At 77.3% G+C, this 11,629-nt stretch carries 12 protein-coding genes and 2 pseudogenes; 10 read left to right on the top strand and 4 right to left on the bottom strand.

The window, feature by feature from the left end:
- Positions 1-20 precede the first annotated feature (20 nt).
- On the top strand, positions 21-695 hold the full coding sequence (locus ITJ85_RS05535) for a hypothetical protein (protein WP_217915358.1): 675 nt from the start codon (positions 21-23) through the stop codon (positions 693-695).
- 3 nt (positions 696-698) lie between these two features.
- On the opposite strand, the gene ITJ85_RS05530 is transcribed toward ITJ85_RS05535, so the two are convergent.
- Positions 699-1,490: a hypothetical protein gene (locus tag ITJ85_RS05530; protein WP_217915357.1), complete on the bottom strand. Its 792-nt coding sequence runs from the start codon at positions 1,488-1,490 to the stop codon at positions 699-701.
- Between the two features lie 78 nt (positions 1,491-1,568).
- Positions 1,569-2,281 (bottom strand): annotated as a pseudogene (locus ITJ85_RS17495) (sensor histidine kinase); the annotation flags it as partial.
- A gap of 19 nt (positions 2,282-2,300) precedes the next feature.
- On the opposite strand from ITJ85_RS17495, the pseudogene ITJ85_RS05515 reads away from it, so the two are divergent.
- From ITJ85_RS05515 to ITJ85_RS05490, 6 genes and pseudogenes are all read left to right on the top strand, one after another.
- Positions 2,301-2,579, top strand: a pseudogene (locus ITJ85_RS05515) (M15 family metallopeptidase domain-containing protein); the annotation flags it as partial.
- 95 nt (positions 2,580-2,674) lie between these two features.
- Positions 2,675-3,361: a metal-dependent transcriptional regulator gene (locus ITJ85_RS05510; RefSeq protein WP_217915354.1), complete on the top strand. Its 687-nt coding sequence runs from the start codon at positions 2,675-2,677 to the stop codon at positions 3,359-3,361.
- A gap of 89 nt (positions 3,362-3,450) precedes the next feature.
- Positions 3,451-4,467, top strand: coding sequence for an ABC transporter ATP-binding protein (locus tag ITJ85_RS05505; RefSeq protein ID WP_217915353.1), 1,017 nt, complete (start codon positions 3,451-3,453; stop codon positions 4,465-4,467).
- Between the two features lie 124 nt (positions 4,468-4,591).
- Positions 4,592-5,605 (top strand): iron ABC transporter substrate-binding protein, encoded by a 1,014-nt coding sequence (locus ITJ85_RS05500; RefSeq protein ID WP_217915352.1) that lies wholly within the window; start codon positions 4,592-4,594, stop codon positions 5,603-5,605.
- A gap of 47 nt (positions 5,606-5,652) precedes the next feature.
- Complete coding sequence (locus ITJ85_RS05495; protein ID WP_217915351.1) at positions 5,653-7,203, top strand: ABC transporter permease; 1,551 nt, start codon at positions 5,653-5,655, stop codon at positions 7,201-7,203.
- A complete protein-coding gene (locus ITJ85_RS05490) occupies positions 7,200-7,823 on the top strand; it encodes a putative glycolipid-binding domain-containing protein (protein ID WP_217915350.1) in 624 nt (207 codons plus the stop codon). The genes ITJ85_RS05495 and ITJ85_RS05490 overlap by 4 nt, the downstream gene beginning before the upstream one ends.
- Position 7,824: 1 nt before the next feature.
- On the opposite strand, the gene ITJ85_RS05485 is transcribed toward ITJ85_RS05490, so the two are convergent.
- Positions 7,825-8,625, bottom strand: coding sequence for a phosphorylase family protein (locus ITJ85_RS05485; protein ID WP_217915349.1), 801 nt, complete (start codon positions 8,623-8,625; stop codon positions 7,825-7,827).
- Positions 8,626-8,666: 41 nt separating this feature from the next.
- Here ITJ85_RS05485 and ITJ85_RS05480 point away from each other — a divergent pair, with 41 nt between their 5' ends.
- Positions 8,667-9,557 carry a DNA-3-methyladenine glycosylase family protein gene (locus ITJ85_RS05480; RefSeq protein WP_217915348.1) on the top strand — a complete coding sequence of 297 codons (891 nt, stop codon included), beginning with the start codon at positions 8,667-8,669 and terminating at the stop codon, positions 9,555-9,557.
- A gap of 111 nt (positions 9,558-9,668) precedes the next feature.
- Complete coding sequence (locus tag ITJ85_RS05475; RefSeq protein ID WP_217915347.1) at positions 9,669-10,013, top strand: hypothetical protein; 345 nt, start codon at positions 9,669-9,671, stop codon at positions 10,011-10,013.
- A 55-nt stretch (positions 10,014-10,068) separates the two neighbouring features.
- On the opposite strand, the gene ITJ85_RS05470 is transcribed toward ITJ85_RS05475, so the two are convergent.
- The gene (locus ITJ85_RS05470; protein WP_217915346.1) at positions 10,069-10,473 is read right to left on the bottom strand and encodes a hypothetical protein; all 405 of its coding nucleotides are present in this window, start codon (positions 10,471-10,473) and stop codon (positions 10,069-10,071) included.
- Between the two features lie 902 nt (positions 10,474-11,375).
- On the opposite strand from ITJ85_RS05470, the gene ITJ85_RS05465 reads away from it, so the two are divergent.
- Positions 11,376-11,621 carry an amphi-Trp domain-containing protein gene (locus tag ITJ85_RS05465; RefSeq protein ID WP_217915345.1) on the top strand — a complete coding sequence of 82 codons (246 nt, stop codon included), beginning with the start codon at positions 11,376-11,378 and terminating at the stop codon, positions 11,619-11,621.
- Positions 11,622-11,629: the final 8 nt, after the last annotated feature.

Genomic DNA, 11,629 nt, shown 5'->3' with positions numbered 1-11,629 from the left:
CCGCGCGTAGGATCGGCGCGATGGACCCGGGCGACATCCTGGGCCGGTCCTGGGAGCTCTACCGGTCCCACGCCCGCCCCCTCATCGTCATCGCCGCCGCGGTGTTCGTGCCGCTCGGCGCGGCGTCGGCCGTGCTCGGGCTGGTCGGCTGGCCGGGCATCCTGGCCGCGAACGTGCTGAACGCCGCCGCGATCTTCCTGGTGCAGGGGGCGCTGGTGCGGGCGGTCGAGGACATCCGGGCGGGACGGCGCGACCCGAGCGCCGCCGAGGCGTACGGCTACGCCGGGCAGCGCCTGGTGACGCTGGCCGTCGCCGGGATCCTGGCCACGCTGGGCGTGATCGCCGGCCTCGTGCTGTTCGTCGTGCCGGGGCTGGTGCTGCTGACGTGGTGGCTCGTGCTCTCGCCGGTGATCATGCTGGAGGCCCGCGGGGTGATCGAGGCCTTCGGCCGCAGCCGCGAGCTGGTGCACGGCAACGGGTGGCCGGTGTTCGGCGTGATGGTGCTGACCCTGATCGTGCTGCTGGCGTTCGCGCTCGTGCTGGCGATCGTGGCCGCCCCGCTCGGCACGGAGGCGGGCTCGTTCATCCAGACGGCCGTCGGCAACAGCCTGGCGGCGCCGTTCGTGGCGGTCGCCTGGACCCTCACCTACCTGCGCCTGCGGGAGCTCGAGGCCGCCCGGCCGGCCGCCGCGTAGGGCCTACTCGGACCAGTCGTCCTGCGCGACCGGCGGTCCGTGCCGGTTGAGCAGCTCGGCCGGCAGCAGGAAGCGCCGGGCCTCGCCGTCGGGCTCGCGCTCGAACGAGGCGACGGACTCCTCGGGGACGTCGACCGCGAACACGATCGCGTCGCCCGCGGCGGCGCCCGCGGGCGGGCGGTCCGTGACCCAGACGCCGGGCGCCGAGTCGCGCGCGCCCAGGTGGTCCCTGAAGCCGCCGTCGCGGATCGCCATCGCCTCGTCGTAGTCGCTCATGTGGAACACCCGCATGCGGCGCGGACGCTCCTTCGGCCGCGAGGGCGGCCGGCCGTCCGACTCGGCCCGCTCCTGCTCGAGGTCCACGACCACGTGCGTGACGGGCACCGTGTAGCGCGAGCGCGCCCGCTGCACCACCCGGCGCTCGAGCCAGTTGCTGCGCGCGGGCGGATGCGTGGCGATGACCACCTCGTGCGGATCGACCACCCGCATGGCGTCGTCGAGGGCTTGCAGCGGGTCCTGGTCGCCGAGCGTGCCGTCGGCGCTGAAGCCCGCGGCGCGGAGCGCGTCGATCGACGCCCACAGCCGTTCCCGGGCCTCCTGCTGGCGGCGGTCGAGGTCGGACGTGAGCCAGTGCTCCAGCCGCGAGCGCGCGAGCGCCGGCGCGACCACGTGCACGACGGCGTCGTCGCCGCCCCGGTAGCGCACCTCGTCCACGATCGCCGGCGACGCGCACGTCTCGTTGGCGATGACCAGGATCCGCCGGGGACCTGCCCCGGGCGCTGCCGACGGGGACATGTGCCGAATGTAGCTTGTCATCCGCGCGCGCGCCACCTCGCCCGGTGCCCGCGCGGGCGCCCCCGCCGGCGGCGCCCGTCAACCGCCCGCGGGCGCCCCCGCGGCGGGCATCCGGACGGTGGCACGCAGGCCCCCGGCGGCCCGCGGCGCGAGCTCGACGCCGCCGTCGTGGGCCTCGGCGATGCCGGTCACGATCGCCAGCCCGAGGCCCACGCCGGCGTGGTCGGTGCGCACGCGGTCGGTGCCGCGCCGGAACGGCTCGGCGAGCGTGGCGACCAGCTCCGGCGCGAGCGGCTCACCGGTGCTCTCGACGACGAGCTCCGCCTGGCCGCCCCGGACGCCGGTGGTGACCCGCACCGTGCCCCCCTGGGGCAGGTTGTGGACGATGCCGTCGCGGACGAGGTTCGTGCAGAGCTGCAGCAGCGGCGCGTGCGAGCCGAGCGCCGTGGCCGCGTCGCCGGCCACCGCGACGTCCACCCCGCGCCGCTCCGCGAGGGGCAGGAGCGTCTCGGCGGCCTCCTCGGCGACCAGCGACGGTCGACGGGCCCCGAGGTGAAGGCCCGGCGGTCGGCGCGGCTCAGCAGCAGCAGCGCGTCGGTGAGGTCGATCGCGCGGGCGATGACGGCGTGGAGGCGCTCGACCAGCTCGCCGGCGTCGCGGTCCGGGTCGTCGCGGGCCACCTCGAGCAGCGTCCGGGTGATCGCGAGCGGGGTCCGCAGCTCGTGCGACGCGTTCGCCGCGAACCGCCGCTGCTCCGCCACGTGGGCCTCCAGCCGCGCCAGCATGGCGTCGGCCGGCACCCCCCCCGAGCACCAGCGGCGCCTGTTCCACGAGGCGGTCCTCCGGTACGGCTCGCCCGAGGAGGCCGCCCGGTGGGTGGCCACCCTCGAGACGTCCGCCCACGTGCGGGGTGAGGCGGTCGACGTGGGGCCCGCCGAGGCGATGGCCTGGCTCGTCGCCCACGGCGCCGCGTACGGGCTCTGCCGGGTCTACGACAACGAACCCTGGCACTATGAGCTGCGCGCCGGCGCCGGCGGCGGGTGCCCGCCGGTCTACGCCGACGCGACCGAGGACCCGCGGATGCGGTGAGCCGGCGGGTCCGAGGTCGGGCCGCCGACGACCGGGACGCAGCGGCCCCGATCCCGGGAGGGATGGCCCGGCGAAGAGCCGGTAGAATGGCGGCCATGGCCCCCCGCACGCACTCGGTCCACGACTACCTCGAGGCGATCTATTTCCTCGCGACGCCGGTCGGCGAGTACGGCCCGCTCGTGAAGGGCGAGGCGCCCGTGCCGGCCGCCCGGGTCGCCGAGATGCTGCAGGTGACGCCGCCCACGGCCAGCGAGATGCTCAAGCGCCTCGAGGCCGACGGGCTCGTGGAGCGCGGCCCGCGCAAGGGCCCGGTGCTGACGAAGCGCGGCCGCGAGGAGGCCGAGCGCATCGTCCGCAACCACCGCATCATCGAGCGCTTCCTCACCGACTTCATGGGCTACACACCCGCCGAATCGCACGTGCACGCCGACGAGATGGGCGACGCCTTCACCGACGAGATGGTCGAGCGGCTCAGCGTCCAGCTCGGCCACCCCGACCGCTGCCCGCACGGCTGGCCGGTCGATACGACGCAGGAGAAGGAGGAGAACGCCGACCTGCGGCCGCTCTCCCAGGTGGCGTCCGGGCCGGCGCGCATCGTGCGCCTGGCCGAGCACGACGGCGACCTGCTGCACTGGTTCTACGAGCAGGAGCTGGTGCCGGGCACCGAGCTCGAGGTGACCCGCGTCGACGAGGCCGCCGGCCAGCTCACCCTCACGGTCGGGGGCGAGGAGCGCGTGATCGGCGAGCGCGCGGCGGCCGGCCTGTACGTGCTCCCCGGCTGAGCCCCGGCCGCCCCGCGACGGAGCCGACCCGCACGCCGCCCGAACCCATCCAGGTCAGCGGCCTGACGAAGGCCTTCGGCGGCACCCCCGTGCTGCGGGGGGTGGAGCTGTCCGCGCCCGCGGGCTCGATCGTGGCCCTGCTCGGCCCGAGCGGCTGCGGCAAGACCACCCTGCTGCGCTGCGTGGCGGGCCTGGAGCGGCCCGACGGGGGCGTCGTGCGGCTGGGCGACCGGGTCGTCTCCGGGCCCGGCGCGTTCGTGCCGCCCGAGCGCCGGCGGGTGGGCATGGTGTTCCAGGACGCGGCCGTCTTCCCCCACCTCAGCGTCGCGCGCAACGTGGCCTACGGCCTGCCGCGGCGCGACCCGCGACGCGACGAGCGGGTGGCCGAGGCGCTCGAGCTCGTGGGCCTCGCCGGCTTCGGCGACCGGGCGCCGGCCACGCTGTCGGGCGGCCAGCTGCAGCGGGTCGCGCTGGCGCGCGCCCTGGCGCCGCGCCCCGCGGTGATCCTGCTCGACGAGCCCTTCTCCAGCCTCGACGCCCCCCTGCGCGCCGAGCTGCGCGCCGAGGTGCGTCGGGTGCTCGCCGCCACCGACGCCACCGCCCTGTTCGTGACCCACGACCAGGAGGAGGCCTTCGTCGTGGGCGACGAGGTCGCCGTGATGGACGAGGGGCTCGTGGCCCAGCAGGGCACCCCGTCGCAACTCTACGAGCTGCCCGCCAGCCGCCGGGTGGCGGCGTTCATCGGCGACGCCAACTTCATCGCCGGGACGGCCGACGAGGGTGTCGCGCGCACGGTCATCGGGCCGATCGCCCTCCACGGGCCGGTCGAGGGCCCGGTGGAGGTCATGGTGCGCCCCGAGCGCATCCTCGCCACCGAGGGCGACGGCGGCACGGTCGACGCCGTCGAGTACTTCGGCCACGACGCGGTCTACCGGGTGCGCCTGGACGGCGGCGGCTCGCTGCGCTCGCGCGTGATCGGCGCGCCGCGCCTGCGGCCCGGCGCGCGCGTGGCGCTGGCGTTCACCGGCCCGCCGACGGTGGCCTACGCGGCGCCGACGCCGCCGGCCGAGCCGGCCACCTCGGTGGCGGCGGCCGCCCTCAGCTGAGGACCGTTCGTCGGCGCGCCTGACGATCGATCTCTGGCGCCCCTTAATTTCAATCGTCGTGACCCATAGACTCCGGGCGGCCGCACGGCGGCAGGACCCGGAGACCCGACGCAGGGGGACGACGTTGAGGCGAGCGCTGGTCGCATCGGTGCTGGCGGTGGTGATCGCGGTGACCGGCCTGGGCGCCGCCGGGTGCGGCGGCGGCGGCGACGACGCGCTGACCGTCTACAGCGGGCGCACGGAGAGCCTGGTCGCCCCGGTCATCGAGCGGTTCACCCAGGAGACGGGCGTCGAGGTGGACGTGCGCTACGGCGACACGAACGACCTCGCCCTGCTCGTCGGCACGGAGGGCGCCGACAGCCCCGCCGACGTCTACTGGGGCCAGAGCCCCGGCGCGACGGCCTACCTGGCCGGCAAGGACCTGCTGGCCCCGCTCCCCGAGGCCACCCTGTCGAAGGTCGCCCCCGGGTTCGAGGACCGCGACGGCCGCTGGGTGGGCGTCAGCGGCCGCGCCCGCGTGCTGGTCTACAACCGCGATCAGGTGGCGGAGGCCGAACTGCCCGACTCGGTGATGGACCTGACCGCGCCCGAGTGGCGCGGCAAGGTGGGCCTGGCGCCGTCCAACGGCTCGTTCCAGGACTTCGTCACCGCGATGCGCCACCTGGAGGGCGAGCAGGTCGCCGAGCGCTGGCTGCGCGGCATGGCCGCCAACGACGCGCGCACCTACGCCAACAACAACGCCATCGTGGAGGCCGTCGGGCGCGGCGAGATCCCCGTCGGGCTGGTCAACCACTACTACAACCACCGCTTCCTTGCGGAGGATCCCGGCCTGCCCAGCCGCAACCACCAGTTCGCCGACGGCGACATCGGCAACCTCGTGATCCCCTCGTCGGTGAGCGTGCTGGCCGCGTCCGACCGCCAGGAGGACGCCGCGCGGTTCGTGGACTTCCTGCTCTCCGAGGAGTCGCAGCGCTACTTCGCCGACGAGACCTTCGAGTACCCGCTGGTGAAGGGCGTGCCGCCCGCCGAGGGCGTGCCGGCCTTCTCGACGCTGCGGCCGCCGGCCGGCGAGCGGGCCGACGAGCTCGGCGACATCGAGGCGACCGGCCGCATGATCGCGGCCAGCGGGCTCAACTGACGCGGGACGCGGCCCGGCTGCGGGCCGCGGGCCTGCGGCTCGCGGTGGTGCTGCTGGCGGCGCCGTTCGCGGCGCCGCTGGCGTACCTCGTGGTCCGCACGGCCGACGAGGGCGAGACCTGGTCGATCGTCTCCGACGCGGCCCTGCTCGGGCCGCTCGGCCGCAGCCTGCTGCTGGGCACGACCGTCGCCGCCGCCGCGGCGGCGGTGGGCACGCTGGCCGCCTGGCTGGTGATGCGCACCGACCTGCCCGGCCGCCGGGTGGCGCGCCTGCTCCTGCCGCTGCCGCTGGTGCTGCCGTCGTTCATCGGCGCCTTCGCGCTGATCGCGGCGTTCGCGCGGGGCGGGCTGGTGGAGCGCCTGCTCTCCCCCGTCGCCGACGGCGCCCGGCTGCCCGAGGTGGGCGGCTTCGCGGGCGCCTTCACGGTGCTGACGCTCCTCACCTATCCCTACGTCTACCTGCCGGTCGCCGCGCGCCTGCGCCAGCTGCCGGCCTCGATGGAGGAGTCGGCGCGACTGCTCGGCCGCGGCCCCCTCGGGACCTTCGCCACCGTGGTGCTGCCCCAGGCGCGCACGGCGATCGCGGGCGGCGGGCTGCTCGTCTTCCTCTACACGATCGCCGACTTCGGGGCGGTCCAGCTGCTGCGCTACGACACCCTGACGCGGGCGATCTACGCCAACCGGCTGATCGACCCCGCCGTCGCCGCCGCGCTGAGCCTGGCGCTGGGTCTGCTGGCGATCGTCGTCGTCGTGGGCCAGCGGCGCGTCGCCGGCCGGCTCGGGGTGGACGTGCGCCGCGGCGGCCGCCCGCTGACCGTGCAGCTCGGCCGCTGGCGCGCCGCCGGGCTGGGCTTCGTCGGCGGGCTGCTCACCCTGAGCCTGGTGGCGCCGCTCGCCGTGCTGGGCTACTGGGCGATCCGCGGCGCCGCCGAGGGCTCCAGCCGGCCCACCTCGCTCGTCGCCGACCCCGGCCTGCTGGTGGAGCCGGCGGTCAACACCTCCGTGGCGTCGGCGGTGGCCGCCGGGGTCGCGGTGGCGGCCGTCCTGCCGGTCGCCTTCCTCACCGTGCGCCACCGGGGCCGGCTGGGCGGCGCGGCCGACGCCCTGATCACCGGCGGCTTCGCCCTGCCGGGCATCGTGATCGCGCTGGCGCTGGCGTTCTGGACCCTCAACAGCCCCGGCGCGTTCGGCGGCCTCTACCAGACCCTCCCGCTGCTGGTGGGCGCGTACGCGATCCACTTCGGCGCGCTCGCGCTGGGCCCCTCGCGGGTGGCGGTGGCGAGCGTGCCGCGCCGCCTCGACGACGCCGCGCGCACGCTCGGCCGGGGGCGGCTGGCGCGCCTGCTGAGCATCGATCTGCCGCTGATGACCCCGGGGCTCGCGGCCGCCGCGGGGCTGGTGCTGCTGTCGGCGATGAAGGAGCTGCCCGTCACCCTGCTGCTCGCCCCCGCGGGCTTCCCCACCCTGGCCACGCGGGTCTGGAGCGCCGCCGAGGACGCGTTCTGGGCGGACGCCAGCATCGCCGCGCTGCTGCTGGTGGCGGTGTCGGGGGTGCTCACCTGGCTGCTCGTGGTGCGCCGGGGCGAGGCCTTCTCGTGAGCCCGGCGCCGCTCCTCGTGCTCTGGAGCGGCGTGGACGAATGGCGCGCCGAGGTCGCCGAGGTGGAGCTCGGCACGGCGGGCGTCCGGGCCCGCGGCACCCAGGCCGGCGGCGACCCGCTGCCGGGGCGCCCCTACCGCCTCGACTACCGCCTGGACGCCGGCGAGGGGTTCGTCACCCGCCGCCTCGACGTCACCGCGACCGGCGCGGGCTGGTCGCGCGCGCTCGCGCTCGAGCGGGGCGCCGATGGGCGGTGGACGTGCGCGGCGGCGGAGGACGGCGGGCCGCCCGCCGTCGTGGAGCGGCCCGACCTCGCCGGCGCCCTCGACTGCGACCTCGGCGGCTCCCCGCTCACCAACCTCATGCCGGTGCGGCGCCTCGGCCTGATGCGCCCCGGGCCGCCGGCCGAGATCGTGGCGGCCTGGGTCGACGTGCCCGCGCTGACCGTCCACCCCTCGCGCCAGCGCTACGAGCACGTGCGGGACCAGGTCGGCGGCGCCGTCGTGCGCTACACCGACCTCGGCGCGCACGCGGGCGTCAGCGCCGAGCTGCTCCTGGACGCCGACGGGCTGGTGGTCGGGTACCCGGGGCTGGCGCGCCGGGTCGGGGGCGGGCGCTGAACTAGAGGGCGAAGAGGATGCCGGCCGGCTCGCCCGGGTCGGCGGCGATGCGCGGCACCGCCTCGCGCAGGGCCAGCTGCAGGCGCCCGGCGCTCTCGCGGAAGAGCCGCTCCAGCGTGTCGGGCGGCGTCGGCTCCGGCATGACGCCGTTGGCGTGGTCGGTGACGAAGCCGATCAGCGCGAACGGCAGGCGCGCCTCGCCGGCGAGCACGGTCTCCGGGCCGCCGGTCTGGCTCACCGCCGCCACGCCGGCGGCCGCGAGCTGGGCGATCTCGGTGCGGGTGTTGAAGCGGGGACCGTCCACGTGCCCGTACGTGCCGCCGTCGCGCACGTCGAGGCCGGCGGCGCGCGCGCCCTCCAGCAGCCCGCGCCGCACGCCCTCGGCGAACGGGCGCTCGTAGATCCAGTGGCCGCGGCCCGGCATGGCCGGGTCGGTGAACAGGGTGCAGAGCGAGCCGTCGGCCAGGCGGTTGGACGGGAAGTGGAGGTCGTCGAACACCACCAGCGAGCCCAGCGCCAGGCCCGGGTCGACCGCGCCGCAGACGGTGGTCGAGACCATCGCCCGGGCACCGGCGGCGGCGATCGCCGCGACCGTGGCGCGCGGCGTGAGCTGGTGCGACAGGCGGGCGTGGCCGGCGCCGTGGCGGGGCACGTGGGCGACCGACACCCCGTGGAGGGTGCCGAGCACGACGGTCACCTCGCCGTGGGGCGTCGCGACGAGCCGCTCCTCGCGGTCCTCGAGGCCGTCGAGCTCGTAGAGGCCGGTACCGGTGACGAGGCCGATGCGGGGGAGGTCCGTCACGCCCGCAGCCTACCGGCGCCGGCGCCCCTATCCTCCCCCTCGTGCCGGCCGAGCTGCGCATCGTCCCCCGCGGGCCGTTCGCGCTGCGCGCCGCCGCGGCGTTCCTCGCGGGCTGGCCGCCGGCGGGCCGCGAGGACGCCGACGACGACGGGGTCCTGCGCCTGGCGCTGGGGCCGGACGGCGCGACGGGCACGGTGGGCGCGGCGCTGCGCGAGCACGGCGGCGCGGTGGCAGCCGTGGTCACCGGCGACGGCGCGGCGGCCGACCCCGCGGCCGCCCGCGACCGGGTGGCCAGGGCGCTCTCGCTCGACATCGACGGCCGCGGCTACGGCGCCGTGGGCCGGCGCGACCCGGTGGTGGGCGCGGCGATGCGCCGCCACCCGGGCCTGCGGCCGCCGCTCTTCCCCTCGCCCTACGAGGCCGGCGTCTGGGCGATCCTCACCCAGCGCACGCAGCTCGCGCAGTCGCTCGCCACGCGGGCCCGCATCGTGGCCGCGCTCGGCGGCGAGGTCGAGGTGGCGGGGCGCCGGCTGCGCACCTTCCCCGCCCCCGAGCGCCTGGCCGGACTGGCGCCCGGCCGGGGGCTCACCCCCGAGCGCACGGAGCGCCTGCGCGAGCTGGCCCGCGCCGCCGTCGACGGTCGTCTGGACGCCGGGCACCTGCGAGCCCTGCCGGCCGACGAGGCGCTGCGCGAGCTGCGCGAGCTGCCCGGCGTGGGGCCGTACTCGGCCGAGGTGATCCTCATCCGCGGCGCGGGCGCGCCCGACGTGCCGCCCCTCGCCGAGCCGCGCGTCCGCGCCGCGGTGGCCGAGGCGTACGGGCTCCCCGCGCCGCCCGACGACCGGCGCCTGCGGGAGATCGCCGAGCCCTGGCGGCCGTTCCGGTCGTGGGTGGCCCTGCTGCTGCGCGCCGACGCCCCCGCGCGCCCGTAGGGGCCGCGCCTCACGCATCACGACGGATACGGCGTCGCGCGCCGCGTGCCGATCCCGGGTGCGAGGGGCGGCACGCCCGTCCGCCCCACCTCCACGGAAGGACCACCACCGATGCGACGGATCCTCTGCGGCCTCGGCGCCCTCGCCGCCGTCGGCGCGCTCGCCGCGCCCGCCCTCGCCGCCACCCCGCGGGTGGCGATCTGCCACGCGACCGGCTCGACGACGAACCCGTACGTGCTGATCTCCCCGGCCGCGCCGGGCATCGTGCGGGCGCACCTCGACCACCAGGAGGACCGCGACGTCGTGCCGCCCTTCACGTTCCGCGGGACGACCTGGTCCCAGAACTGGGACGCCGCGGGCGGGGACCTCTACGACGCCCGCTGCGAGGGCGCGGCGCCGGGCGGGCCGGGCGGCGGTGGCGACGGCGGCGGCGGGGGCGAGACGCCGGGCTTCTGAGCGGGGTGCGGCGCGCGCGCGGCCGGCCGGCCGGGCGCGCGCGCCGGCCGCGCGGTCAGTCCCGGCGCTCGGCCCCGGCGGCGCCCGGCGCGGCGGTGACCGTGTAACGCACGTCGGTGCCCGAGAGCAGGAAGTCGGGGTTGACGCAGGGCGCCTCCGAGCGGTGCTCGAACGTGCGCTCGACGGCCGCGTCGCAGATCGGCAGCGGCTCCTTCGCCGCCCGCAGCGAGCCGAACCCCGCCGCGGTGCGCTGCATGCGCCGCAGGCGCTCCAGGTCGATCTCGACCCGGTAGACGCCCTCCATGCACCCCACCCACGTGCGCCCGTCCCGCTCGTACGAGTAGAGCCGGGGGCACCCGGCCTCCAGGCAGCCCGCCGGGCGCACCGTCCGCTCGCACGAGACCGGGCACTGACGGCACGACCCTGCGGCGGCGGAGACCGCCGCGGCGGAGCGTCTCATCGGGGTACCCGAGCGCGCATCGCGGTGTAGTGAAGCGCCCTCCCCCGCCCGGGGTCAAGCGTCCGCGCCGGCCCCGGGTGCGCGGGTTTGACAGGGGCGCGGACGCGCCACTCGGACGCGCCCGGCGGCCCCGGGACGCGCCCCGGGGCCGCGGTCCGCGCGATCGGACGAGGCGCTGTGGTCTGCGCGATTGGACGAGGCGCCGAGGTCCATTCGGACGTCCCGCGCGCCGGGAACCCCGCCGACCGACCGACCGGGGACGGAGGGCACGTGCCGGCGCCAGCCGGACGCGTCCGAATGGACCCCGGCGTCGGGTCCAAGTGGACCACCACCCCGCCGGGCGCAGCGGCCGGCCGATCGACGCGGCCGAGGGACCGGCCGGTGCGCGGGGCGGGGCTCCGTGCGGCGACGCCGACACGCCCGAATGGACCCCGACGCCGGGTCCAAGTGGACCACCACCCGCCGGGCGCGTCGGTGGCCGAGCGACGCAGCCGGCCGCCGTGCCGGCGCGGCTCCCGCGCAGCGACGGCCCGGTACGCCCGAATGGACCCCGACGCCGGGTCCAAGTGGACCGCCACCCCGCCCCCGGCTGCGTCGGTCGGCCGACCGACGCAGCCGGCCGCCGTGCCGGCGCGCCTCCCGCGCGGCGACGGCTCGGTGCGCCAACCGGATGCCGGCGCGGCGTCGGGGTAAACCTCGACCGCGGCCGAGACGTCCGAATGGACCCCGGCGCCGCGTCCAAGTGGACCTCGACCGCGATCGGGGCGCAGCGGGCCGATCGGATCCGGACGGTCGCCTGGGAGGCCGCGGGCGCCGGCCCGGGCGTCGCCGGGCGGCGGCGCTGTGATGCGCCCGAGGGCCGGGCGGGGTATGGATATGGGACCACTCGACCGGGAGGACGGATGTCGGACGAATACGAGCTCTACGGCCAGGAGGCGACGGTCAGCCGCGAGGAGGCGGCGCGGCGGCTGCGCGCGATCGCCGACGAGCTCGCGTCGAACAACGGGCTGCAGGTGACCCGGGAGGGCAAGCGGCTGAGCGTCCGGGTGCCGGACGAGGTGCAGCTGTCCGTCGAGATCGAGCAGGACGACGAGGGGATGGAGATCGAGATCGAGATCGGCTGGCGCGGCGGGCCGATCGCGACGTGACGCGCCCG

Source organism: Miltoncostaea marina, assembly GCF_018141525.1.
Classification (GTDB): Bacteria; Actinomycetota; Thermoleophilia; order Miltoncostaeales; family Miltoncostaeaceae; genus Miltoncostaea; species Miltoncostaea marina.
Note: the sequence above shows the minus strand (reverse complement) of the source record. Positions and strands in the feature narration are given on the sequence as shown.